General features: G+C 42.5%; 23 protein-coding genes, 3 tRNA genes and 1 other annotated feature. Of the genes, 2 read left to right on the top strand and 24 right to left on the bottom strand.

What is annotated here, in order from left to right; genetic code table 11:
- Nucleotides 1-7: 7 nt before the first annotated feature.
- The 15 genes from carB to ODU39_RS02325 all read right to left on the bottom strand — a co-directional run bounded on the left by carB (nt 8) and on the right by ODU39_RS02325 (nt 15,940).
- Nucleotides 8-3,187, bottom strand: coding sequence for a carbamoyl-phosphate synthase large subunit (gene carB / locus ODU39_RS02395; RefSeq protein WP_398579766.1), 3,180 nt, complete (start codon nt 3,185-3,187; stop codon nt 8-10).
- Between the two features lie 716 nt (nt 3,188-3,903).
- Nucleotides 3,904-4,983: a carbamoyl phosphate synthase small subunit gene (locus ODU39_RS02390; RefSeq protein ID WP_398579765.1), complete on the bottom strand. Its 1,080-nt coding sequence runs from the start codon at nt 4,981-4,983 to the stop codon at nt 3,904-3,906.
- 669 nt (nt 4,984-5,652) lie between these two features.
- On the bottom strand, nt 5,653-6,576 hold the full coding sequence (locus ODU39_RS02385) for an aspartate carbamoyltransferase catalytic subunit (RefSeq protein WP_336372370.1): 924 nt from the start codon (nt 6,574-6,576) through the stop codon (nt 5,653-5,655).
- Nucleotides 6,577-6,631: 55 nt separating this feature from the next.
- The gene (gene pyrR, locus ODU39_RS02380; RefSeq protein WP_011922318.1) at nt 6,632-7,153 is read right to left on the bottom strand and encodes a bifunctional pyr operon transcriptional regulator/uracil phosphoribosyltransferase PyrR; all 522 of its coding nucleotides are present in this window, start codon (nt 7,151-7,153) and stop codon (nt 6,632-6,634) included.
- Nucleotides 7,154-7,352: 199 nt separating this feature from the next.
- Nucleotides 7,353-8,000 (bottom strand): Pr6Pr family membrane protein, encoded by a 648-nt coding sequence (locus ODU39_RS02375; RefSeq protein ID WP_398579764.1) that lies wholly within the window; start codon nt 7,998-8,000, stop codon nt 7,353-7,355.
- Nucleotides 8,001-8,047: 47 nt separating this feature from the next.
- Nucleotides 8,048-8,386 carry a zinc ribbon domain-containing protein YjdM gene (locus ODU39_RS02370; RefSeq protein WP_012775074.1) on the bottom strand — a complete coding sequence of 113 codons (339 nt, stop codon included), beginning with the start codon at nt 8,384-8,386 and terminating at the stop codon, nt 8,048-8,050.
- Between the two features lie 80 nt (nt 8,387-8,466).
- Nucleotides 8,467-9,360, bottom strand: coding sequence for an RluA family pseudouridine synthase (locus ODU39_RS02365; RefSeq protein ID WP_398579763.1), 894 nt, complete (start codon nt 9,358-9,360; stop codon nt 8,467-8,469).
- Entirely contained in the window at nt 9,344-9,808 is a 465-nt protein-coding gene (lspA, locus tag ODU39_RS02360; protein WP_029180166.1) for a signal peptidase II, read from the bottom strand. The genes ODU39_RS02365 and lspA overlap by 17 nt, the downstream gene beginning before the upstream one ends.
- Nucleotides 9,801-10,715, bottom strand: coding sequence for a LysR family transcriptional regulator (locus ODU39_RS02355; RefSeq protein ID WP_398579762.1), 915 nt, complete (start codon nt 10,713-10,715; stop codon nt 9,801-9,803). The genes lspA and ODU39_RS02355 overlap by 8 nt, the downstream gene beginning before the upstream one ends.
- Nucleotides 10,716-10,750: 35 nt before the next feature.
- Nucleotides 10,751-10,936, bottom strand: a complete 186-nt coding sequence (locus ODU39_RS02350) for a transcriptional regulator (protein ID WP_398579761.1) — start codon at nt 10,934-10,936, stop codon at nt 10,751-10,753.
- A 347-nt stretch (nt 10,937-11,283) separates the two neighbouring features.
- Nucleotides 11,284-11,577 carry a 50S ribosomal protein L27 gene (gene rpmA, locus ODU39_RS02345; protein ID WP_009909754.1) on the bottom strand — a complete coding sequence of 98 codons (294 nt, stop codon included), beginning with the start codon at nt 11,575-11,577 and terminating at the stop codon, nt 11,284-11,286.
- A 46-nt stretch (nt 11,578-11,623) separates the two neighbouring features.
- Nucleotides 11,624-11,938: a 50S ribosomal protein L21 gene (gene rplU, locus ODU39_RS02340; RefSeq protein ID WP_002941330.1), complete on the bottom strand. Its 315-nt coding sequence runs from the start codon at nt 11,936-11,938 to the stop codon at nt 11,624-11,626.
- Between the two features lie 35 nt (nt 11,939-11,973).
- Nucleotides 11,974-12,062 (bottom strand) — a sequence feature (ribosomal protein L21 leader region).
- A 68-nt stretch (nt 12,063-12,130) separates the two neighbouring features.
- Nucleotides 12,131-13,459: a branched-chain amino acid transport system II carrier protein gene (gene brnQ / locus ODU39_RS02335; RefSeq protein ID WP_398579799.1), complete on the bottom strand. Its 1,329-nt coding sequence runs from the start codon at nt 13,457-13,459 to the stop codon at nt 12,131-12,133.
- 119 nt (nt 13,460-13,578) lie between these two features.
- Entirely contained in the window at nt 13,579-14,796 is a 1,218-nt protein-coding gene (gene thiI / locus ODU39_RS02330; protein ID WP_398579760.1) for a tRNA uracil 4-sulfurtransferase ThiI, read from the bottom strand.
- A gap of 1 nt (nt 14,797) precedes the next feature.
- Nucleotides 14,798-15,940: a cysteine desulfurase family protein gene (locus ODU39_RS02325; protein ID WP_398579759.1), complete on the bottom strand. Its 1,143-nt coding sequence runs from the start codon at nt 15,938-15,940 to the stop codon at nt 14,798-14,800.
- Nucleotides 15,941-16,052: 112 nt separating this feature from the next.
- On the opposite strand from ODU39_RS02325, the gene ODU39_RS02320 reads away from it, so the two are divergent.
- Both ODU39_RS02320 and ODU39_RS02315 read left to right on the top strand, forming a co-directional pair.
- Entirely contained in the window at nt 16,053-16,466 is a 414-nt protein-coding gene (locus tag ODU39_RS02320; protein ID WP_398579758.1) for a DUF6556 family protein, read from the top strand.
- Between the two features lie 59 nt (nt 16,467-16,525).
- Nucleotides 16,526-16,909 (top strand): hypothetical protein, encoded by a 384-nt coding sequence (locus ODU39_RS02315; protein WP_398579757.1) that lies wholly within the window; start codon nt 16,526-16,528, stop codon nt 16,907-16,909.
- 18 nt (nt 16,910-16,927) lie between these two features.
- On the opposite strand, the gene ODU39_RS02310 is transcribed toward ODU39_RS02315, so the two are convergent.
- From ODU39_RS02310 to parC, 9 genes are all read right to left on the bottom strand, one after another.
- Nucleotides 16,928-17,956, bottom strand: a complete 1,029-nt coding sequence (locus tag ODU39_RS02310) for a threonine aldolase family protein (RefSeq protein ID WP_398579756.1) — start codon at nt 17,954-17,956, stop codon at nt 16,928-16,930.
- A gap of 53 nt (nt 17,957-18,009) precedes the next feature.
- A tRNA-Arg gene (locus ODU39_RS02305) sits at nt 18,010-18,081 on the bottom strand.
- A 37-nt stretch (nt 18,082-18,118) separates the two neighbouring features.
- Entirely contained in the window at nt 18,119-19,324 is a 1,206-nt protein-coding gene (gene rpsA / locus ODU39_RS02300) for a 30S ribosomal protein S1 (RefSeq protein WP_024377837.1), read from the bottom strand.
- Between the two features lie 123 nt (nt 19,325-19,447).
- A tRNA-Gln gene (locus ODU39_RS02295) sits at nt 19,448-19,519 on the bottom strand.
- 137 nt (nt 19,520-19,656) lie between these two features.
- A tRNA-Tyr gene (locus ODU39_RS02290) sits at nt 19,657-19,737 on the bottom strand.
- A gap of 51 nt (nt 19,738-19,788) precedes the next feature.
- Complete coding sequence (locus tag ODU39_RS02285; protein WP_398579755.1) at nt 19,789-20,022, bottom strand: DUF2969 domain-containing protein; 234 nt, start codon at nt 20,020-20,022, stop codon at nt 19,789-19,791.
- 66 nt (nt 20,023-20,088) lie between these two features.
- Nucleotides 20,089-21,111 (bottom strand): branched-chain amino acid aminotransferase, encoded by a 1,023-nt coding sequence (locus tag ODU39_RS02280; RefSeq protein WP_105148339.1) that lies wholly within the window; start codon nt 21,109-21,111, stop codon nt 20,089-20,091.
- 110 nt (nt 21,112-21,221) lie between these two features.
- Complete coding sequence (locus ODU39_RS02275; protein WP_398579754.1) at nt 21,222-21,839, bottom strand: DUF4230 domain-containing protein; 618 nt, start codon at nt 21,837-21,839, stop codon at nt 21,222-21,224.
- A gap of 61 nt (nt 21,840-21,900) precedes the next feature.
- Entirely contained in the window at nt 21,901-24,354 is a 2,454-nt protein-coding gene (gene parC / locus ODU39_RS02270) for a DNA topoisomerase IV subunit A (RefSeq protein ID WP_398579753.1), read from the bottom strand.
- Nucleotides 24,355-24,356: the final 2 nt, after the last annotated feature.

Below are 24,356 nucleotides of genomic sequence, written 5' to 3'. Positions count from 1 at the left end.
TTATCTCCTAAATTGCTCGCGTCGAAAAACTACGACTTTCTAGTACAGCCAACATAGCCGCAGCAGTATCTAAGGCTGTAAAAAGCGGAATCCCTGCTTCGATAGCAGATGCACGAATAACCTCTCCATCCTCGTCTGCCACACGCTTTTTGCCTACTGTATTGACAATGGCTTGCACCTTGCCTTTACGGACCAGCTGAGGAATCGACTCTCTTTGGTCTCCACTGATTTTCCCAACAGGCAGACAGTCTAAGCCCTTAGCTTGGAAGGCAGTTGCCGTACCGCTTGTAGCCGCAATAATAAAGCCAATTTCACGGTATCTTTCCGCTAGACGGAAGGCCTCCTCCTTGTCCTCATCCGCAACTGTAAAGACGATAGTGCCAAAATCTTCCAAATGCAGGTAACTTGCTTCAAAGGCCTTATAGAGAGCCTTCTCCAAGGTCATATCTGACCCCATTACCTCACCGGTTGACTTCATCTCTGGTCCTAACAAACTGTCAACTTTAGCCAATTTTGTGAATGAGAATACTGGTGCTTTAACGTGCACTTGGTTGCTCTCAGGATAAAGACCGTCTTGGTAACCCAGTTCCGAAAGGCTTTGTCCCAAAATCAATTTGGTTGCAACCTGGGCCATTGGAATGTCTGTGACTTTGGACAAGAATGGAACCGTACGACTAGCACGAGGATTGACCTCAATCACATAAACCGTCTCATCCTTGATAACAAACTGGATATTCATCATACCGATACAGTTGAGGCCGATTGCCAAGCGTTTGGTGTAGTCTGCAATAGTCGCCTGCACCTCTTTAGACAGGGTTTGTGGCGGATAAACTGCCATCGAGTCACCTGAGTGAACCCCAGCACGCTCGATATGCTCCATAATACCCGGAATCAAGACATCCTTACCATCTGAGATAGCATCCACTTCACACTCACGACCGACGATGTAAGAATCCACCAAAACTGGGTGCTCTTGCGAAGCCTTGACCGCCGTTCTCATATAAGAACGTAGGTCCTCTTCATTTTCGACAATTTCCATAGCACGACCGCCCAAGACATATGAGGGACGAACAAGTACCGGGAAACCAATTTTGCGGGCCGCTTCTAGAGCTTCCTCTTCGTTGGTTGCGGTTTGACCTGGTGGCTGTGGAATACCAAGGTCTTTCAGGGCTTTTTCAAATAAATCCCTGTCTTCAGCTCTATCCAAATCCGCTACTTGCGTACCCAAGATTGGAATACCTGCTTTTGCCAATGGCTCTGCCAAATTGATAGCAGTCTGGCCACCGAACTGAACGATAACCCCTTTTGGTTGTTCCAAATCAATGACATTCAAGACATCTTCCAAGGTCAATGGTTCGAAGTAAAGCTTGTCTGAAACCGAAAAGTCAGTTGACACTGTTTCAGGGTTCGAGTTCATAATGATAGCTTCGTAGCCAGCCGCCTGAATAGCCTTGACAGAATGCACCGTCGCATAGTCAAACTCCACACCCTGTCCGATACGAATTGGTCCAGAACCCAACACCAAAACAGATTCTTTTTCCGAGCGGTTGGACTCATTTTCCCACTCATAAGTTGAGTAGAAATAAGGTGTAGCACTTTCAAATTCGGCCGCACAAGTGTCCACCATCTTATAAACAGGGACAATTTTGTGCTCTGTCCGCAGTTGACGAATGTAAGATTCTGTCCGTCCCCAGAGTTCCGCAATCTTGCGATCTGCAAAACCGTATTTCTTGGCTTTCTTCAATAATTCGATATTATCGTGATTGATTGCCAATTCCTGCTCGATTTCTAAGATATGAAGCAGCTTATCAAGAAAGAAAAGATCAATCTTCGTCAACTGAGCCAGTTCTTCTACTGTATAGCCCCGTCGAAGAGCTTCTGAGAGATAGAATAAACGATCATCCTGTGCCTTGACAATCTTCTCAACCAGTTGGTCATCTGTCACTTGGCTGAGTTCAGGCATTTCATTGTGATAGACCCCGATTTCCAAAGAACGGCAGGCCTTGAGCAAACTTTCTTCGATATTGCGACCGATAGCCATGACCTCACCAGTTGCTTTCATCTGCGTTCCAAGGCGGCGCTCCCCTTTTTCAAACTTATCAAATGGGAAACGTGGAATTTTTGCCACAACGTAGTCAAGAGCAGGCTCAAACATGGCGTAGGTTGTTCCTGTAACAGGGTTCACCATTTCATCCAAGGTCAAGCCAACCGCAATTTTTGCTGCCAATTTGGCAATAGGATAACCTGTCGCTTTGGATGCCAAGGCAGAGGAACGGGACACACGTGGGTTCACTTCGATGACATAGTATTTGAAACTATGGGGATCCAGTGCCAACTGCACATTACAACCACCTTCGATTTTTAGGGCACGGATGATGCTGAGACTGGCATCACGCAACATCTGGTTTTCAATATCCGAAAGCGTCTGCGTTGGGGCAAATACGATAGAATCTCCTGTATGAATTCCTACAGGGTCAAAGTTTTCCATGTTACATACGACCAAGGCATTGTCAGCCGCATCGCGCATCACTTCGTATTCAATTTCCTTGAAACCAGCAATGGAACGCTCAATCAAACACTGGGTCACCGGTGACAGTTTCAAACCATTTTCTGCAATTTCACGCAATTCTTCTTCATTGGCACACATACCGCCGCCAGTACCACCTAGCGTGAAGGCAGGGCGGACGATAAGAGGATAGCCAATTTCACCAGCGAATTCCAGGGCTTCTTCAACTGTTGTCACAATGGTCGATTCAGGAATAGGCTGATTGAGTTCTTCCATGAGTTGTTTGAAGAGATCGCGGTCCTCTGCCTGATCAATTGCAGATAGTTTAGTTCCCAACAACTCAACTCCAAGCTCATCTAAAATACCAGCCTTAGACAATTCCATGGCCATGTTTAGACCGGTCTGACCACCAAGAGTTGGTAAGAGAGCATCTGGACGCTCCTTCCGTAAAATCCGTGTGACAAATTCAAGCGTAATCGGCTCAATATAGACCTTATCCGCAATTTCCTTGTCTGTCATGATGGTCGCAGGGTTTGAATTGACCAAGACAACACTATAGCCTTCTTCCTTTAAAGCCAAACAAGCCTGAGTCCCAGCATAATCAAACTCTGCAGCCTGACCGATAATAATCGGACCAGACCCAATCACCATAATTTTCTTAATATCCGTACGTTTTGGCATAATTTTAAGATATTAAGGGCGTTAAGCGGACACAGTCAAAATAGGAGTTTGACCAAGAACGCTTGCGTTCGAGGAAAAACTATCTTTTTGACCCAGTCCGTAGCCCGAATTCAATTACAAAATCCGAGCAACAGAACACCCCCTTCTCCTTTCTATTCGTCGCCTCTCTGAGCGACATTAAATAAGATAAGTCCGACGTTTAGAATCTCAATTCGATAATAATTGAGATTCTAAACTAGTGTCAGAGTTAGCAAAGGTCCCATAGGACTTTGTGTAGGAGGACACATGCGTTCGCATGAAGTCCGACTTGCTCTGACCGACGTTTGAAAACTAAAGTCGATATTACTTTAGTTTTCAAACTAGTGCAAGGGATAGCATTAAAGTATATCACCATTTCTAAGAGCAGGTGTCAACATCTCAGCGCAGTGGTTGATTGGTAAATTTGTTCGTATTCTATACTCCAAATTTAACCTAATCAACTGTGCGGAGGTGAGAGTGAATCAGTCTGGGAATAGACTGTTTCAGCTCAACAACTTAAATTAAAGACTTGTTGACGAACTCTTTTTTACTTTTCGAGTTCTTTCCCACTCCCAGGCGTAGGGAAATGAGTTGCCAGCAACCATTGACCTGTCCCTTGCCTTTCTATTTTCTATCTTTCCGGATAGAATTAAATAATAGACCGACGCAGTAAGGTTTAGCTCGATAGTGGTTAAACCTTATTGCCCTTTTTTAAACGAATCCATCAATTCCATAAATTCATCAAACAAATAGCTGGCATCATGTGGACCAGGTGCAGCATCTGGGTGGAATTGAACAGAGAAACCTGGATAGTACTTGTGGCGTACCCCTTCTACTGATTTGTCATTGATTTCTTCATGAGTAATCATTAAACATTCAGGTAAATCTTCACGAGCCACTGCATAACCATGGTTCTGACTGGTAAAGTCCACTCGACCTGTCGCAATTTCACGAACAGCATGGTTGAAACCACGATGACCAAACTTCATTTTATAAGTCGTTGCCCCATTTGCTTTAGCAAAAAGTTGGTGCCCCATACAGATACCAAAAATTGGAATTTTACCAAGAATCCCACGAATCATTTCTAGCGCTTCTGGAACATCATCTGGATTTCCTGGGCCGTTTGATAGCATGACACCATCAGGATGGAGGGCAAGAATTTCTTCAGCAGTCGTATCATAAGGGATAACTGTCACATTGCAATCACGCTTGGCTAACTCTCTAAGAATAGAATGTTTCAATCCAAAATCAACCAGAACGACACTACGTCCAACTCCAGGTGCAGGATAGGCTGTTTTAGTCGATACTTGCTGGATGTTGTTGGTTGGCAAAACAGTCGCTCTCAACTGGTCTGTCAAATGCTCAACAGAATCACCGACATTTGCAAGAGTCGCCTTCATGGTACCGTGCTGACGAATAATTTTAGTTAGGGCGCGTGTGTCAATTCCAGAAATTGCTGGAATTTTCTTAGCCTTTAAAAATTCATCCAAAGTCATCTGGTTACGCCAGTTACTTGCCCGACGAGCCCACTCACTGACAACCACTCCCTTACAAGTCGGCTTGATTGACTCGTAATCATCACGGTTAATCCCGTAATTTCCTACCAAGGGATAGGTAAAGGTTAAAATCTGACCATTATAAGACTGGTCCGTGATAGATTCCTGATAACCTGTCATCCCAGTTGAGAAAACCAACTCACCAGTCACATCAATATCAGCACCGAAGGCCTCCCCTTCAAAAATAGTACCATCTTCTAAAATCAAACGTCTTTTTGACATAATCTATGATACAAAGCCCGTTAAAAGGACAAAGTGAAAATAGGAAATTCGACGCCGACGCTACAAGCGTCAAGACGATATTTAGCTTTTTCACACAGTCCTTAAGGCGTGTTCGAATATAAAAATCAAATCTTACTCGAACCTGTATCTTCTCCTTTCTATTTTCTATCTCTCCGGATAGAATTAAATAATAGTCCGACGTTTGTACTGCCAATTCGATAATAATTGACTGTACAAACTAGTGCAAGGGATAACCTTGAAGTATATCACCATTTCTAAGAGCAGGTGTCAACATCTCAGCGCAGTGGTTGATTGGTAAATTTGTTCGCATTCTATACTCCAAATTTAACCTCTACGACTGATGCGAACTTTGTTCGCTCTATTTCCAACTTCCAACTATCTCCCAGACAGTTGGAACTATGCGGGGGTGGGAGTGAAACAGTCTGGGAATAGACTGTTTCAACTCAACAACTTAAATTAAAGACTTGTTGAAGAACTCTTTTTTACTTTTCGAGTTCTTTCCCACTCCCAGGCGTAGGTCAATGAGTTGCTTGCAACCATTGACCTGTCCCTTGCCTTTCTATTCGTCACCTCTCTGAGCGACATTAAATAAGATAAGTCTAACAAATTTCTAACTGCTTAGTTCTAAGATACCTGAACAGTTTACTTTTAAGCCTTGCCATTGACAATTGCTTCCAAAATCGCCATCCGAACAAAGACACCATTTTGCATTTGACGCACAATACGTGATTTTGGCGCCTCTACCAATTGGTCATCGATTTCTACATCACGGTTAACAGGAGCCGGATGCATAACAATTGCAGTATCTTTCAAGCGTTTGTAGCGCTCCTCTGTTAAACCATGCAAACGGTTATAAGTTTCTTTAGAAAAACCACCATCACCATCATGTCGTTCGTGTTGCACACGGAGCAACATCAGTACATCTACCGTTTCTACAATATCATCAATATTCAAATGCTGACCATAGACATCAAATTCCTCTGCGTACCATTCCTCCGGTCCAGCAAAGAAAATCTCAGCTCCCAGACGTTTCAAAATTTGCATATTGGACTTAGCAACCCGTGAGTGTGTAATATCACCTGCAATGGCAATCTTCAAGCCTTCAAAAGTTCCAAATTCTTCATAAATAGTCATCAAATCAAGTAGAGATTGGCTTGGGTGTTGACCTGAACCATCACCACCATTGACAATTGAAGTCTGGATGGTAGGACTATCAATCAATTGCTTGTAATAATCCACTTCCGAATGACGAATCACGCAAATGTCAACACCAAGTGCCGACATGGTCAAAATAGTATCATACAAGGTTTCACCCTTATTGACTGAGCTGGTACGAGCATCAAAGTCAATCATTCCCATATTCAAACGAAGCTCTGCCATTTCAAAAGACTTATGCGTCCGAGTTGAATCCTCAAAGAAAAGGTTAGAAGCATAGTACTTCCGATCCAACTCTACCTTTTCACCACGTTTAAAAGCAATACCACGTTGAATGAGTCCCAATACTTCTTCATTTGAGAGGGTCTCCATTGTAACCAAGTGTTTGAGTGAAACTTTACCATTTGTAATTGTCATGATGATACCTACCTTTATGATCTAGATGTAGAATGATAATTTGTAAACGAAGCGACTATGCACCTTCAACCAGAAGGACAGCGTCTTGACCATCGATTTCAGCCATGTGCACAATGATTTCTTCAGAACGACTAGTTGGAATATTCTTCCCAACATAATCTGCTCGAATAGGCAACTCCCTGTGTCCACGATCCACAAGTACTGCTAAACTAACACGAGCTGGACGGCCCAAGGACACTATGTTGTCAATAGCAGCACGAATAGTCCGTCCTGTATAAAGCACATCATCTACTAATATAACATCACGATCGTTGACATTGGCAGTCATATTTGTCGTATCATCTTCTACCTTCATGTCATCTCGAAACGGCTTGGTATCCAACTCTCCCAACGGAACGTCGATACCTTCTAATTGCTTAAGTCTCTCCTGAATCCTCTTTGCAATGAAAACACCCCGTGTTTTAATCCCTGCAAGGACAATATTATCCAAATTCTTATTCCGTTCGATAATTTCATAAGTGATACGGGTGATCGCCCGCTTCATAGTCATATCGTCAACGATTTCTTTTGTCTTCATAAAGACCTCCAAAAGTATAGAAAAAGTCTCCTTATACAAGGAGACTATGAAAATATAGGCTAGTTAGAACCAACCTGCTTAACATCCGACTCCTTGTCTGCCTCTCTGGACAGGTTTTAAAGGATTAATTAAGCAGAGTATAGCATAAAATCTCAGCCTTGACAATTTTTTTCTGAAAAAATATAGAAATTATCGGATTTTACTGAGAATTTTTTCCAAAAGACAATGAAGTCTTAAGTTTTATGGATTTAAGTCCCGCCAATAGAAAACCGCAGACTAGATAGGCGACAAAGATGACTCCGGCATAAGTCAAAACATAGGTCCAACCATACTTAGGGACATTGAGAAAGAAATAAGCAAAAGGACTGTCCTTAGCATCTGGGATTGGAATTTTTATGAAAAGACCATTCACTAGACCAAAAATCATGTAGAGAACAGGCAAAAGCGTCCACCAAATCGGGTCAAACCACTTGTACTGTCGTTGTCGGTCCACAAGCAAGGTATCTAGCAGGAAATAAAGGGGAACAATATAATGGCAGAGTAGATTTTCAAGTCGCCAGAAATCGTCTGCCAAAGGGGCCAACATAAAGTGATAGACTACACAAGTAATCATGATAGACATGGTTACTGCTGCCTTGAGCCGTAAAAACTTTGCCGATTGTAAGTCAACCCCCTTCTGCATGGCATAGACCATATAGACAGCAAACAGAGATACTAATAAATTAGATTGCACCGTATAATACATGAGCATCCCGATACCATATTTAATGATTTCTAAAGCGGTACCTGTGATGGCTAAAATGGCTAACAAGCATCTACTGTAAAACAAAATACTTTGATGTTTCATAATATCCTTTCAAATATGACAAAAGACTGGTTAACCAGCCCTTTCTCTTAAATTTTTTTAACAAATTCAGATTTCAGCTTCATCGCACCGAAACCATCGATTTTACAATCAATATTGTGATCGCCTTCAACGATACGAATGCCTTTAACACGTGTACCTTGTTTAAGGTCCTTAGGCGCACCTTTCACTTTCAAATCTTTGATAAGCGTCACAGTATCGCCGTCCGCCAAACGATTACCGTTAGCATCAATTGCAACAGGTCCACTTTCTTCCTCAGCTACATCTGCTGGGTTCCACTCGTAAGCACACTCAGGGCAAACCAAGAGGGCACCGTCTTCATAGACATATTCAGAATTACATTTTGGACAATTTGGTAAAGTTTCCATTCTTACTCTCCTTAACATTTTTCATGTTCTAGTATAGCATTTGTTGAAAAAATGGGCAAGATGATAAGGTTTTCATACTATTATTCAGCCTTGCGCAGTTTTTCAAGTACCTCCTGAAAAATAGCTGGCGCTTCTGCCGTAAATTCAACAACCTCGCCAGTTCTCGGATGGGTAAATCCAAGCGTTCTGGCATGAAGAAATTGGCCATGTCCTTTTAGTGTTTTCCTTGGGCCATAAGCCTCATCCCCCGCAACCGGATGACCAATATAAGCCATGTGGACACGAATTTGGTGAGTTCGTCCTGTTTCCAAGATCAATTCCACCAAAGTGTAGTCACCAAAACGCTCCAGAACCTGAAAACGTGTCACAGCTTCTTTCCCTTTGGCAGTCACCGCTTGTTTCTTGCGGTCTTTTTCAGAACGACCAATCGGCGCCTCAATTACTCCGCGATCGTTTGGTAGATTGCCGTGGACAATGGCCCAATACTTACGAAGGGATTTCTTGTCTTTCAATTCAGCAGCAAGCTTTGTATGGGCATCATCGTTTTTAGCAACCATGAGCAGGCCAGAAGTATCCTTATCAATCCGATGAACAATTCCTGGTCGCAAGACACCATTGATGCCTGACAAATCTTTTACGTGATAAAGGAGAGCATTAACTAGCGTTCCAGATGTGTGACCAGCCGACGGATGAACGACCATCCCTTGAGGTTTATTTACAACAGCAACATCCTCGTCCTGAAAGACAATCTCTAAAGGAATATCCTCAGCAACATAGTCGATTTCTTCTACTTCTGGAATTTGATAGGTTAGGACATCCCCAACCTGTACACTATATTTAGCTTTTTTAGGCTGTCCATTGACCAAAACTTGACCAGCCTTAATCTGCTCATTTGCAACCGAACGAGACAAATCCGTCAAATCCGACAATGCCTTATCCAAACGAATGCCACCAACCTCAACTCTTACTTCCATTACTCTCTTCTTTCATAATACAAATAAATAAAATACCTACACCAACTGTCAGACAAATATCTGCTACATTAAATACAGGGAAACTAATAAAATCCAAGTGAAACATGTCCACCACATATCCCAGTCTAAGACGATCAATAAAATTCCCAAGAGCACCAGCAATCATCAAAGACAGACTGAATAAAGTCCAGATATTGCCCTTGATCTGTTTGATATAGTACCACACTAGGCCTGTCACAGCAACAATTGTCATTATCGTGAAAAACCACTGCTGATTTTGTAAAATCGACCAGGCCGCACCATAATTTCTTAGATAAGCTAAGCTCATCAATCCTGGTATAAATTCCGTTACCCTATCTAATTCAACATTGGCAACTGTCCAAGCTTTTACAAGCTGGTCCAGACCAATTAATACTACCATCAAAAATGGAAATCCAATTTTACGCATTTTCATCCTTCTTCTTATCAAAATATGCCTGCATGGTTTCAATAAAGTCCTTGGCACAAGAACTAAGTTCATCATTGGCTCGTTTAACGTAGACCATGCGATTGTCTACCTTTCCTTTGAGAGGAATTACTGTAATGCCATTGACACTCTCTTCATCAAGATAGCCCGAACCAGTTGCATAGGCATCCGTACGCTCCAAAATTCCATTCAAAGTAGCACGGTCTGTCACATCAAACACAACCGAGGAATCCGACGTATCAATCAAGTTCTCGGAATAATAAAGATAAGCCTCTTTTTCTTGAGTGAACCGTACGGTAGGTAGACCTACCAAATCTGCTGGCTCAATCTCAGCTTTCTTTGTCAAAGGATGATCTTCACGAAGGTAGATATGAGTCTGAAATGCAGACAAATCTACAGCTTGCAAGTGAAGTTTATCCAATTTCTGCATGATTCCTTTTGTATTTCTCTCGTTCAAATAAATAATACCAAGCTCGCTATAACCTTGAGCAACCTCATCTAAAATCTGTACTGTAGTCGATTCAAAAATGCGAAAATGAGGGTACTGCGGGTGGCTACAAGAGAACTCCGTAATCAATGGAGGAAGAAAATCATAATGCTGACTTGAAATTGAAAAAGTCTTCTCACCTTCCTCAGGTTGCAAATAGAGATGCTCAAACTGATCAAATCCCTTAACTAAAGCCTGAGCTTTCTCATAGAATTCCATCCCTTTTTGTGTCAAAAAAGTTCCTGAACTAGTTCGGCTAAAAATTTGAAAACCTAACTCTTTTTCCAAATCACGAATGGAAATAGACAAACTAGGCTGGGAAACGTACATTTTCTCTGCTGCTTCCCGAAAAGTACCACTGTTTGCAATGGCTACAACGTAGCGTAATTGTTGAATATTCATACCTGATACCTCTTAAAACTGCTTCTACCATTATATCAAAAAAAGCAAGAATTTGCTGAACTCTTGCGTTTTCGCAAATAGACTATTCTTCTCTTATATAACTTCCAGGTTCCCAAATCCTCTTCTTCAACTGCAATTTGAAAGGCTTTGGAATTTCTATTCATCAAATCATCGATGACTAATTTTACTAAGTTGGAACCTATATCACTTCCTCTGAACATTTCATCTACTCCTGAACGTAGAACTTATAGGAAGCGCAACAGTGCAGATGGCAAAATATTTTTATCCTATAGAGAAGATATTGCCGTCTCGAATCACTTCTATCGTACACTTTTAAAAATATCAAAATCAAATTACAAAAAAAGACTCTCCGAAAATAACTCGGAAAGCCTATTGTTTGCTATCTCTAGCTCAACTCTCTCTTTTATTTCAAGGAGAGTTGCTAAAAAGGTTCCCCGAACCTTTGCCTTTCATTTAAATCAAAAAGGCAAGAAAAAATGGTCCACTGGACCATTTGCGCTACTTCTATTTCTAGAGCCCAAGAAAAAATGGTCCACTGGACCATTTTTTACTTAGCGATTGGGTAAACAGATACTTGTTTCTTATCGCGACCTTTACGTTCGAAGCGTACAACGCCTTCTACTTTAGCGTAAAGAGTATCATCTCCACCACGACCTACGTTAGCTCCTGGGTAGATTTTTGTACCACGTTGGCGGTAAAGGATTGAACCACCTGATACAGTTTGGCCGTCAGCAGCTTTCGCACCAAGGCGTTTCGCTTGTGAGTCACGACCGTTTGACGTTGAACCTCCACCTTTTTTGTGGGCCATAAATTGCAAGTTAGCAAGATTCAAGTTTAACATATGTTATTCCTCCGAATTTCTGTAATGATTGCTTCAAGCTACGCGATTAAGCGTTGATAGCGTTGATAACAACTTTTGTGTAAGGTTGACGGTGACCTTGTTTGCGGTGGCTACCTTTTTTAGGTTTGTACTTGAAGGTAACAACTTTTTTCTGTTTACCTTGTTTTTCAACAGTACCAACAACAGTAGCGCCTGCTACAAGTGGAGTACCCACAACAGTTTTCTCACCACCAACAAGAACTACTTCTTCGAAAGTAACTTCTTGACCTGCTTCAACGTTCAATTTTTCAACGTAGATAGCTTGACCGACTTCAACTTTAACTTGTTTGCCGCCAGTTTTAATGATTGCATATGTGCTCATTATGCACCTCCTATGATTTTTGGGCCTTGCCCGAATTTGATGTGAAGACTCGCCTAGTACCGTGGGACGAACCACTTACTCTACTCTCATCGAAAGAACGGCATTCGTGCGGTTGCACAGGAAATGTGCATAGTCAACTATTGTAATATACCAAAAAACACTCGCAAAAGCAAGTGTTTTGTATCACTTTTCTTACATTTCGAAAACTTCGCTCTCCTGCTTGTTTGGTAAGAATAGAGAGAGGACGATTCCGACAAGAGCTGGTAATAACCATGCTAATGATTGTCCAGCCAATGGCAGAGCTGAGATGATTTTTGAAACAGCAGTCCAGTTGAATTGTCCTGCTAACACTTCTACCAATGACAAAGCTGTCACTACTCCCACAGTTAATTGCATACCATAAGTGGAAAGCGGTACAAATTTGTTAACAATGGTAATCAAGACAATACAGATAGTAATTGGATAGAGAACCAAAAGAACTGGAACTGAGAAAGTGATGATATTGTTCAAACCGAGGTTAGCAATACCAAAACCAATCAAAGTAAAGATTGTCGCATACACTTTGTAGCTAAAACGTGGGAAACGCTCAGCGAAAAATTCACCTGAAGAAACAATCAAGCCAGCCGTCGTCGTGAAACAAGTCACGATAACCATAGCAGCCAAGAAAATCTGCGCGCTTGGACCAAAGATAGCTTGTGTTGCTTGCGAAAGAATATAAACACCCTTATTGGTATCAGAAGCCAAAACATCAGCAGGAACTGGGAAATGATTACCTAGGAAAGCCAAACCAACATATAGTGCTGAAAAAGCCAAGGCTACAACAAAACCAACAGACCAGATGGTTGAGACATACTCCTTCTTGCTGGAGAAACCAAGTTGTTTTAAGGTATTCACTGCTACAACACTAAAGGCAATAGAGGCAAGGGCATCGAGGGTATTGTATCCTTCAATAAATCCTGTACCAAAAGCCTGACCCGCAGAATAAGCCTCAGAAGCTGGTAGTGGACTGGTTGATCCGTATTTCGCAATACCAAGCACAACCAAAATCACAATCAAAATGGCAAAAACAGGGGTTAAAATACGTCCGATACTGTTTAAGATTTGAGATGGATTGAGGGCAATCAAATAAGCTGCCACAAAGTAAAGAGCTGTAAAGCCAAACAACCAGATACCCAGATTCGCATCGCCCAACAAGGGTGCAATACCAATTTCAAAGGACGTTGTTGCTGTACGCGGAATGGCAAAGAAAGGACCGATAGCCAAATACAAGGCAACAAGATAGACCGTTGCAAAGGCTGGAGAAATCTTACGAGAAATCTCATGTACATAACCTTTTGGATTTAAGGTACCGACAATCAAAGCAATGACAGCAATGCCGACACCCGATACGACAAATCCTAAAATAGCTGGCCAAAAATTCTCACCAGACAAGACACCAAGTGCAGGTGGGAAAATCAAGTTTCCTGCACCAAAAAACATACCAAACAGGAGTAAACCTGTTAGCGCTCCTTTTTTCATAATAACTCCTTTGTATTTTTTCTGAAGTCTTATTATATCATACAAATTCGATTTTTCCGAACGATTCGTATTAAAAAATCCAGCAATAACTGGATTTACATGTATGTCAAAATAATTGTATGCTACAGTAAGTCTTCAATCAAACTATCCACTTCGTCTTTCACTTCCTCTTTCGGTGTGATTTCAGTTACGATAATCCCAGCCACAGCACGTTCTACCAATCCTTCTACATCCATACGAGCTTCGTACTGCTCGACATTTTTAATTTTAGGGTTGGTTTTTGGACGGTCAGGGGCAAAGATGGTACAGCAATCTTCAAATGGCTGGATGGAAATGTCAAATGTATCAATTTCTTGAGCAATATCAATGATTTCCAACTTGTCCATGGTAACGACTGGACGGATAACAGGTGTATTTGTCACCGCATTGATAGCCTGCATTGATTCCAAGGTCTGACTTGCCACTTGTCCTAGACTTTCACCATTGATAATAACCATGGCACCACGCTCTTCACGAACTCGGTCTGTAATCCGCATCATGAAGCGACGTGTCAAGGTCATCAAATAAGCTTCAGGTGCTTTTTCCTTGATTTCTTCCTGAATTTCTGTAAACGGCACTTCGATAAAGGTGATATTACCACCAAAGGCAGTCAATTTACGAGTCAAATCATGGGCCTTTTTAAGCGCACCTGGGCTAGTATAAGGCGGACTTGCAAAGTGCAAGGCTTCGATTTCTACACCACGTTTAAGTGCCAAATAGCCCGCAACAGGCGAATCAATACCACCTGATAGCATCAGCGTACCTTTGCCAGATGTACCAACTGGAAGACCACCTGCCCCCTTGATTTCTTCATGGGAAATATAAGCAGCGTCAGGACGAATCTCCACTCGCAAGGTAATATTTGGTGACTTCATCTGTACCTGTACATTGGGAATAGCTGTAAAAACCGCATCTCCAAGGACTTGGTTGAGGTCACGGCTGTCCAATTCAAAACTGTGGTCGCTACGACGTGCAGCAATCTTGAAGGTCATCCCTTCCTTGTAAATAGACTGCATAATCTCCACAACCGCCTCTTTCAAGGCTGGAACAGACTTTTCAATCTTATAAGACGGTGCAAAATTTTGGATACCAAAAATCTTCTTCAAAGAAGCTGAGACTTCCTGATAATCTGCCCCGTTCAAATAGACATGACCACGGTCACGGTCAAAATAAACTGTCACTTCTGGGTAAACAGAAAGGACATGCTTGATATTATTGCGGAGTTTGTTAACAAACCGCATCTTGTTTTTCCCTTTGGTTGACAATTCACCATAGCGAATCATAATTTCTGAATAGTTCATGCTACCTTACTTTCTGCGTGTTCTGATAAATTTGTTTGAAAATCGTGAGGAATTGTTCAATTTGCCCCATATCGTTGTCATCATCCAAGCTGATACGGACGGCAGTTTGAGCCAACTTCTGCGGAACACCCATAGCAATCAGTGTTCCAGCTGGTTTTCCAGCCTTGGACGAGCAGGCTGAGGTTGTCGAAATGTAAATCTGGTGTTCTTCAAAGGCATGGACAATGACCTCGCCTCGGATGTTCTTAATCCCAAACGTCACAATGCTTGGCACAAAGTCCTCTAGCCCAGAAAAGACTGTCACATCGGCATATTTGCCCAATTCATCCACCAAGATTTGCTTCATAGCTGCCAGTCGCTTCTGGCTATCTGCTGCCTTGTCCAAGGTCAAGCGGAGCGCCTTAGCCGTTGCGGCAATACCAGCCACATTTTCAGTTGTTGAGCGTTTGTCGCTTTCCTGTCCTCCTCCTGTCAATAGCGGAGTGATTTTCTTACCTGCTTTGATATAGACGAACCCTACACCTCTTACAGAATGGAATTTGTGACCTGAAAAACTGGCAAAATCAACTCGGTCTGTCAGATACCGTTCCGTTCGCACCTTGCCGATAGCCTGCACAGCGTCCACATGGAAGGAGATGGTGGGTTTATCAGCTAGAAGTTGTGAAATTTCCTGAATGGGCTGAATGGCACCAATTTCATTGTTGACGGCCATGATAGAAACCAGTGTGGTATCTGGACGAATCAAGCTTTCTAAGGCTGCAACATCCACAAAACCTTGGGCATTGACCGGAGCCAAATCAACCTCAAAACCTTGTGTTTTGAGCCAAAGTGCCGACTCTTTTACCGCTGGATGCTCAATAGCTGACACGATGATGTGCTTGCCCAGGTGTGCCTTTTCAAATGCCACTCCCTTGATGACCCAGTTGTCACCTTCCGTACCACCTGAGGTGAAAAAGATTTCTTTGCTATCCTGGCCAAGCAATTCTGCGATTTGCTTACGAGACGCTTCCAAAATACGGGTTGCTTGACTGCCGAGACTATGGAGGCTAGAGGGATTTCCCCAGATTTTTGTCGCCACTTCCGTATAGGTCTTGAGAACTTCTGGACAGACCTGTGTCGTTGCTGCATTATCAAAATAGATCATTTTTTATATTCCTTTTATTGCAATAGTCCTATTTTATCATGTTTTCATGCCTTTCGGCAATCTTTAAGATAGTTTTAAACTTCCTATCTTAAACTAAAGGTGGAGGTACATCATGAATACACGTAAGAATACAAATAAAAAACCGGCTGCTTTAACTAATTTTCAAAAATATTTAACCTTTATCGGATCTATTTTAGGGATTATCACTGCCTGCATCACTATCTACACCTTTACAGCAAAACCTGCAACATCCTCAACATCTCCAAGTACTACCATTTCATCATCCAGTGCCACTAGCCCCAGCCAATCATCAAACGGCAATCCGTTAACAGAAGAACAAGATTCAACAAGTTCAAGCTCCGAAACAACATCCTCAACCCAAACCGAGACCAGCTCTTCAGTAGAGTCTACTGCCTCTTCCTCGTCTACAGAAACGTCTGCTACCCAAGCTTCGGAGACAACGACAGAAACCAGCACTAATACAGAGGTAACTAGTGGGGCATCCGAAACGACTTCTAATCAATAGCACATAAATATTTGTTTTGCTTTCTTGGATTTGATATACTAATTTCAGGAGGGTACAATATGAAATACGTCATTCTAAAAACGCCGATTTTCGTTTGGCTACTGATTTTTGCGCTTATACAAATCTTCGCCTTATCGTCATTTTTACCAGAACCATTTGATACTCGTTCATTGCTCCCCATGGGAATATTAATCGGCTGTTCACTCAGGGTTTCCAGTGAAGTTAAAGACCAGGATGGCCAGTATGCTCCATTTAAGTACTTATGGTGGGTCATACTAGGATGGACTGTAATCGGTATTCTATTTGGTATCACTATAAAAGCACCACTAGAATTGCACATTGCCCTGATTGTACATGCAATCGCAGGAGGAATAGGCTACCGCCTTATTGAACGTTATGCAGTTTATCGCTATCATTATTTACAGACTAAAAAGAAAGGCTAACCCTTTCTTTTTTGCTTGCTATAATCTATTTCTCAATTCATCAATATCCTCTTGACTAGTTGACCAGCTGGTCGCAAAGCGGATGATACTGTGGCTATCGTCGTATTTTTCCCAGAAGCCATAGGCAATTCCAGCTTCTGTCAATCTAGTCAATTCTTCATTCTTAACAATAACGAATTGCTGATTGGTCGGGGATTTGAGATAGAATTGAAAGCCTTTCTCTTCCAAAATCTGAATCAGTTGCTCTGCCATTGCGATAGCATGACGCCCCAATTCAAGATACAAGTCATCAGTAAATAAGCAATCAAACTGGACACCCGTCACTCTTCCTTTTGCTAACAAGGCACCATGGTGTTTGACGATCGATACGAAATTCTTGGGCTGGTTGTTCTTGGTGAAGACCAGAGCTTCTCCCAACAAGGCACCGAGTTTTGTCCCTCCGATATAAAAAACATCGGTCAGCTCTGCAATTGTCGGCAAATCAAGATCCGTATCACGAGCTGCAAGACCATAACCTAAGCGAGCTCCATCTAAAAAAAGCGGAATATTATGGGTGTGGCAAACTATTGACAAGGCTTCTAACTCTGACTTGCTATAAAGTGTACCATACTCCGTCGGATGCGAAATATAAACCATTCCTGGGTGAACCATATGAGCATGATTGGCATCTGCGTAAAAGTCTTTAATGTAGCTATCCACGTCATTCGCTGTAATTTTTCCATCTTTATGTGGCAAAGTCATTACTTTATGTCCCGTGAATTCTATCGCTCCTGCTTCGTGGGTAGAAATGTGACCCGTATCTGCTGCAATGACACCCTCATAAGAAGCCAACATAGAAGAGATAACAATTTGATTGGTCTGTGTACCACCTGTCAAAAAGGTGATTTGTGCATGAGGGCAGGCAGTTGCCAGTTTAATTTTTTCTATAGCAGATTCAGTATATTTATCAGTGCCATAGCCGGATAATCCCTCTTGGTTGCTTACAACTATGGCTTCTAGCAAGGCAGGATGGGCACCTTTGTTATAATCATTTTCAAAATGTAACATGATTTTCTCCTAAATGATATGAAAAAAGCCTGAATGTACAGGCTTTTTTTTAGTCCACCCTGAGGGAATCGAACCCCCATCTCAAGAACCGGAATCTTACGTGATATCCATTACACTAAGGGTGGAAATGAAAAACTTGCACAAGGCAAGTTTTTATTTGAATTACAATTCAATGTCACCGAAAAGGTCAGCCATTGAGAATCCAGATTGAGTTTCTGGCAATTCGTAATCACGTTTTTCTTCACGTTTTTGACGACGTGGACGTGGAGCACGTTTTTCTGCTTTTTCTTCGCCTTCAGCAGCGGCTGGACGCTCTTCCAAAGCTTTGATAGAAAGTGATACACGCTCATCAGCTGCGTTTACTTCAAGAACTTTTACAGTTACTTCTTGACCTACTGACAAAGCATCTTTTGGATTTTCAACACGTTTGTGTGAAATTTGTGAGATATGTACCAAACCATCGATACCTGGCAATACTTCAACGAAAGCACCGAAGTCAGTCAAGCGTTTTACTTTACCTTCGATGACATCGCCAGCTGCCAATTTTTGCTCAACGCCATCCCATGGACCAGGCTGTGTAGCTTTCAATGACAATGATACGCGACCTTCAACTTCGTCGATTGCAAGAACTTTAACTTCAACTTCTTCACCAACTGTTACAGCTGATTTAGGAGATACGTTACGCTCGTGTGACAATTCAGTCAGGTGTACCAAACCATCTACACCACCAAGGTCGATGAATGCACCAAAGCTTGTGATACGTGCAACTTTACCAGTCACAACTTCACCAACTGCCAATTTACCGAATACTTCAGCACGTGCAGCTGCAGCTTCTGCTTCAACAACGTCACGACGTGACAAGATGAAACGGTTCTCAGCAGGATCAACTTCCTTGATTTTAGCATCAAATTCTTGACCTACAAAACGCTCAGTGTTACGAGTGAAACGGCTGTCGATCATTGAAGCTGGGATGAAACCACGAAGACCTTCAAATTCAACTGCAAGACCACCTTTAACGGCGCGAGTTACTTTAACTGTAACAACTTCTTCTTCACGACCAACAAGCTTGTCCCATGCTTTACGTGCTTCCAAACGTTTTTTAGATACAAGATAAGTAACAGTGTCTGTATCTTTACCAACAACTTGGCGAAGTACTAACAATTCAAGTGTTTCACCAACTTTTACAAGGTCGTTGATATCAGCATCACGGTCGTTAGTCAACTCACGAAGAGTCAATACGCCTTCAACACCAGTACCTGAGATAGCTACGTTTGCTTGACCAGCATCAACTGTCAATACTTCTGCAGTTACCACATCACCAGGTGTAACTTCGCTTACACTGTTCAACAAATCTTCAAATTCGTTCATTATAAAAAAACCTCCGACAATCAGGTCTTTCGACCCAACATAAAATATATTTTATTTAAGGCACACGCAAGGACAACAACAATTAGACATCTTTGACGAACTAGACTATATCTAGTACCTTTACTGGGGTAGCTGGATTCGAACCAACGCATGAGGGAGTCAAAGTCCCTTGCCTTACCGCTTGGCGATACCCCAAAACATTTTCTAAGATAGTATTCTGAAATGAACTCGGGCTAAACGCTGTGTAAAAAAGATAAGTCGCCTAGCAAATCAGGATTTGCAGTCAACTTCCTATTTTTACTATGCGTTTGATGCCCTTAGTATCTTAGACATGGAGAGAGAGGGATTCGAACCCCCGAACCCGAAGGAGCGGATTTACAGTCCGCCGCGTTTAGCCTCTTCGCTATCTCTCCGTGCACTAACAGTCACTATTCTAACATAAAATAGCGACTATTACAAGCCTTTTAGTGACTTAAATTATAATTTTCAATAATATTTCCGACTGCTTTTTCTAATTTTTTGTAAAAGCTTTCGGTATTTCCATTTTTAATAACTGAAAAGTTATTTTCAGCCAATTCTGCAATTTCTCCAATTACTTTTTTACCTATAACAAGGCGGTAACCAGGGAACTCTTCTCTATTGACAAGAACTTTGCTATCTTCAATCTGAATTTCAATTTTTTTATCTTTTTTACTCATTTTCAAACCTCACTTTTACTATTCTACAAAAAAAGAGAAAAGCTTGCAAGTGCAAGCCTTCTGAAATTAATCTACTTCGACAATCCAGCCTTCTGGCGCTTCAATATCACCAAACTGGATACCTGTTAATTCGTCATATAATTTACGAGTGACAGGTCCTACTTCTGTTTCACTATGGAAAACATGGAGTTTGTCTGCAATCTGAATACCACCAATTGGTGAGATGACTGCAGCTGTTCCGCAAGCTCCTGCTTCGACAAACTGGTCTAATTCTTCGACAAGGACTTCTCGTTCCACTGCCTTCATTCCCAGACGATGCTCTGCCAAATACAAGAGAGAATACTTGGTAATGGACGGCAAGATTGATGGCGAAATCGGTGTAACAAACTCGTTATCAGCTGTAATACCAAAGAAATTAGCAGACCCTACTTCTTCAATCTTGGTGTGGGTAGCTGGGTCCAGATAGATGACGTCTGAGAAGCCCTGCTTTTTAGCATATTGGCCCGGCAAGAGCGATGCTGCATAGTTGCCACCAACCTTAGCTGCCCCTGTTCCATTTGGTGCCGCACGGTCGTACTTGTCCTGAATGAGGAAGTTGGTCGGAGCCAAACCACCCTTGAAGTAGTTGCCGACTGGCATAGCAAAAACGGTGAAAATGTACTCTTCTGCTGGTTTTACGCCGATGATGTCGCCGACACCAATCAGGAGCGGACGGAGATAAAGGGTACCACCAGTTCCATAGGGAGGAACATAGTCTGCACTGGCTTTGACCACCTCTTTACAAGCCTTGATGAAAAGGTCAGTCGGTACAGGCTCCATGAGCAAGCGGTCAGCTGTTCGTTGCAGGCGCTTAGCGTTTTGGTCTGGACGAAAGAGCTGGAGTTTTCCCTCCTTGGTGCGATAGGCCTTAAGGCCCTCAAAGGCCTGCTGGCCATAGTGAAGGGCTGGTGAGCTTTCTGAAATGTGCAGTTTCGCATCTTCGGTCAATTGCCCTTCAGACCATTGGCCGTTTTTGAAATGAGCGATGAAGCGATAAGGTAGTTTCATATAAGAAAAACCAAGGTTTTCCCAGTCAATGTTCACGGTCATATAGTTTCTCCAAATTCATTTTTTATTATTTTACTACTTTTGAAAGTGATTTTCAATTAAAAATTCAGAAAATTTTGTGAATATAAGAAAAAGCCTGGTAAACCAGACTTTTACTCTTTAAAAACAAATTCTAGTTGAATTTCAGGTGAGATAGCATTAAATAAATTTTGATAGTAGTTTTTGGCTGACTCTTTTATGTCTTCCTGATAATCTGCTAGAAACGTTTCTCGTTCTGCTGACTGAAATTCATCTGTGATGAGTTGGGCAGTATCGATTTCTTCTGTCGCAAAACTCAATATCTCACCACTCTTATCATATAAGGTATAAGGTTCTTCTGCATCCAATTCCAATCCAATGACTTCAAAGGCTGGAAGGGTAATTTTATACCGATTTTCAGAAAGATGTTCAATGGATACAGGACTTTTGATACCAAATTTTGCCTTGTACTTGATGATCAAGAGGGCTGATTTTTCTGAGAAAGGCATTTCTTGACCAAATAAGACCGTGTAGTTTTTAGCGGTCACAATTTTCTGGACAGCTGTATTTAGAAATACCAATTCATTGACTTGCTCGACAGACTCAATAGCCGTATGGACACTCACTTCCTGTTGACTGCTCTTTTCACCAGAGATGTAGCCGTATCTCCATACGCCGCACAATAACAGAAGGAAGGACAGAACAAGCCATAGATAGACTTTTATACTGAAAAATAATTTGATAATTTTCATAATATTTACCTCCCCTACAGTATAGCAAAAAGACTGCTTTGCGAGCAATCTTTTCATCTTTTTAGTCTATCCAGGTTCTGAAGACTTCTTCATCGGAAATGGTATCCGAAATGAAGCTGCCGTTGCTAGTGCGTTCAGACAGGCTAAGCTGGGTCACATCAACCTCATAGAGTTTGCCCGTTTTAGACTGCACGTGAAGCACTTGACTTGTTGTTTCATCTTCATTCGCTGTACTAAAGAGGTCAAAATCTCCCTGGTCCGTCAAGACTGGACCTGCCGCAAAGACACGGTGAGGTTTAGCCTTGAGTTCGCGAAGCACCTGCAAACCACGCTTGGCACGGCTGGTCACAGGGATTTCCTCCGTCGCCAGCCGCTTCAAACTACCACGCTGGGTCAGGAGATAAACAGAGCTGGTATTGCTGATAAAGGCCGCAGCCACCACATCCCCATCCTTGAGGTTGACCGCCTTGACACCGGCCGCCTTGGCACCGATGATTGGCACTTCTTCAATGTTAAATCGCAGAGCGTAGCCCTTTTCTGTCATGAGCATGATGTCATCCAAGACTACAGGCGATACGGTAATGACCACATCATCCGCATCTTTGAGCTTGGCATACTTGGTTGACTTAGACTTGTAAGTCCGCCAAGGAGCAAACTCCTTCCGCTCCACACGTTTGATTTGACCGTATTTAGTCACCGCGAAATAAGTCCCCTCTTCAAAATTCTCAACCAGTTCAGCAAAGATAATCTCTTCATTGGTATCAAAGTTCATCAGGGTCTGGCTCAGGTGTTCACCAATGTCCTTCCAACGAATATCTGTCAGTTCATGGACAGGTCGATAGATGACATTTCCAAGATTGGTAAAGAGCAAGAGATGCTGGGTTGTCTTGGCATTCTGCAAGAAAATCAGCTGGTCATCCTCTCGTTTGCCCATTTCTTCAAGGGTTGAGGCATTGAAAGAACGTGGACTGGTCCGTTTGATGTAACCTGCCTTGGTCACGCTGATAAAGGTTTCTTCTTCGACAATCAAGCTGGCGGTGTCAATCTCAATCGCTTCTGCCTGATCCTGCAATTCGCTCAAACGAGGATTACCAAACTGCTTCTTGACCTCACGCAGTTCCTTCTTCATAAGATTGAACATGGTCCGTTCATCGCCGATAATAGCAGCCAAGGTCTGAATCTGCTCTCGTAGGGCTGCTTCTTCATTTTCCAAGGTCACAATGTCGGTATTGGTCAAGCGGTAGAGTTGCAAGGTCACGATTGCTTCTGCCTGTTCCTCGCTAAACTCATAGCTGACTTTCAAGTTTTCCTTAGCATCCGCCTTGTTTTCAGAGGCACGAATAAGGGCAATGACTTCATCCAAAATGGAAATAACACGTATTAAGCCTTCTACGATATGGAGGCGTTTTTCAGCCTTTTCCTTGTCAAACTTAGAACGAGCAATGATAATCTCACGGCGGTGGGCGATGTAGCTGGACAGAATCTTCTGCAAGCCAACCTGACGCGGTGTGAAGTTATCAATCGCCACCATGTTGAAATTGTAATTGATTTGTAAGTCGGTGTATTTGTAAAGGTAGTTGAGAATGGTTTGCTCATCGCTGTCTTTTTTCAGCTCAATGGCAATCCGCAGACCTGTACGGTCTGACTCATCACGCACCTCGGCAATACCAGGCACCTTGTTGTTGACACGGACATCATCGATTTTCTTAACCAGAACAGCCTTGTTGACCTCGTAAGGAATCTCAGTAATGACAATCTGTTTCTTACCAGCCTTAAGTTGCTCAATGTCACAACGGCTACGGACAACAACACGCCCCTTACCAGTTTCATAGGCCTTCTTGATTTCGTCAGCCCCTTGGATAATGGCACCTGTTGGGAAGTCAGGTCCAGGTAAGAACTCCATTAGCTTTTCTAACTTAGCAGTCGGGTGATCAATCATGTAAACAACGGCATCGATGACCTCCGCCAGATTATGTGGCGGGATGTCAGTCGCGTACCCAGCTGAAATTCCTGTCGCTCCATTGACCAAGAGATTAGGGAAGGCAGCTGGTAGCACAGTGGGTTCTTTTTCCGTATCGTCAAAGTTCCAGGCAAATGGTACTGTCTTTTTCTCGATGTCAGCCAAGAGATAGCCAGCCATTTCCGACAGGCGAGCCTCGGTGTAACGCATTGCCGCAGGCGGATCGCCGTCCATGGAACCGTTGTTCCCGTGCATCTCCACCAAAATCTCACGGTTCTTCCAGTCCTGACTCATGCGGACCATGGCATCATAAATAGAGGAATCACCGTGCGGGTGGAAATTCCCCATGATATTCCCGACTGACTTGGCAGACTTGCGGTAACCCTTGTCAAAAGTGTTGCCGTCCTTATTCATGGAATAAAGAATCCGACGTTGCACGGGCTTTAGACCGTCGCGAATGTCCGGCAAAGCCCGCTCCTGAATAATGTATTTGGAGTAGCGACCAAAACGCTCTCCCATGATGTCCTCAAGGGACATGTTTTGAATGTTAGACATAA

Origin of the sequence: Streptococcus sp. 2021WUSS126 (assembly GCF_044427255.1) — a bacterium.
Classification (GTDB): Bacteria; Bacillota; Bacilli; order Lactobacillales; family Streptococcaceae; genus Streptococcus; species Streptococcus hashimotonensis.
Note: the sequence above shows the minus strand (reverse complement) of the source record. Positions and strands in the feature narration are given on the sequence as shown.

Coding starts and splice junctions, on each gene's coding strand:
- carB (WP_398579766.1), bottom strand. CDS start 3,187: ATGCCAAAACGTACGGATATTAAGAAAATTATGGTGATTGGGTCTGGT.
- ODU39_RS02390 (WP_398579765.1), bottom strand. CDS start 4,983: ATGTCAAAAAGACGTTTGATTTTAGAAGATGGTACTATTTTTGAAGGG.
- ODU39_RS02385 (WP_336372370.1), bottom strand. CDS start 6,576: ATGACAATTACAAATGGTAAAGTTTCACTCAAACACTTGGTTACAATG.
- pyrR (WP_011922318.1), bottom strand. CDS start 7,153: ATGAAGACAAAAGAAATCGTTGACGATATGACTATGAAGCGGGCGATC.
- ODU39_RS02375 (WP_398579764.1), bottom strand. CDS start 8,000: ATGAAACATCAAAGTATTTTGTTTTACAGTAGATGCTTGTTAGCCATT.
- ODU39_RS02370 (WP_012775074.1), bottom strand. CDS start 8,386: ATGGAAACTTTACCAAATTGTCCAAAATGTAATTCTGAATATGTCTAT.
- ODU39_RS02365 (WP_398579763.1), bottom strand. CDS start 9,360: ATGGAAGTAAGAGTTGAGGTTGGTGGCATTCGTTTGGATAAGGCATTG.
- lspA (WP_029180166.1), bottom strand. CDS start 9,808: ATGCGTAAAATTGGATTTCCATTTTTGATGGTAGTATTAATTGGTCTG.
- ODU39_RS02355 (WP_398579762.1), bottom strand. CDS start 10,715: ATGAATATTCAACAATTACGCTACGTTGTAGCCATTGCAAACAGTGGT.
- ODU39_RS02350 (WP_398579761.1), bottom strand. CDS start 10,936: ATGTTCAGAGGAAGTGATATAGGTTCCAACTTAGTAAAATTAGTCATC.
- rpmA (WP_009909754.1), bottom strand. CDS start 11,577: ATGTTAAACTTGAATCTTGCTAACTTGCAATTTATGGCCCACAAAAAA.
- rplU (WP_002941330.1), bottom strand. CDS start 11,938: ATGAGCACATATGCAATCATTAAAACTGGCGGCAAACAAGTTAAAGTT.
- thiI (WP_398579760.1), bottom strand. CDS start 14,796: ATGAACTATTCAGAAATTATGATTCGCTATGGTGAATTGTCAACCAAA.
- ODU39_RS02325 (WP_398579759.1), bottom strand. CDS start 15,940: ATGATCTATTTTGATAATGCAGCAACGACACAGGTCTGTCCAGAAGTT.
- ODU39_RS02320 (WP_398579758.1), top strand. CDS start 16,053: ATGAATACACGTAAGAATACAAATAAAAAACCGGCTGCTTTAACTAAT.
- ODU39_RS02315 (WP_398579757.1), top strand. CDS start 16,526: ATGAAATACGTCATTCTAAAAACGCCGATTTTCGTTTGGCTACTGATT.
- ODU39_RS02310 (WP_398579756.1), bottom strand. CDS start 17,956: ATGTTACATTTTGAAAATGATTATAACAAAGGTGCCCATCCTGCCTTG.
- rpsA (WP_024377837.1), bottom strand. CDS start 19,324: ATGAACGAATTTGAAGATTTGTTGAACAGTGTAAGCGAAGTTACACCT.
- ODU39_RS02285 (WP_398579755.1), bottom strand. CDS start 20,022: ATGAGTAAAAAAGATAAAAAAATTGAAATTCAGATTGAAGATAGCAAA.
- ODU39_RS02280 (WP_105148339.1), bottom strand. CDS start 21,111: ATGACCGTGAACATTGACTGGGAAAACCTTGGTTTTTCTTATATGAAA.
- ODU39_RS02275 (WP_398579754.1), bottom strand. CDS start 21,839: ATGAAAATTATCAAATTATTTTTCAGTATAAAAGTCTATCTATGGCTT.
- parC (WP_398579753.1), bottom strand. CDS start 24,354: ATGTCTAACATTCAAAACATGTCCCTTGAGGACATCATGGGAGAGCGT.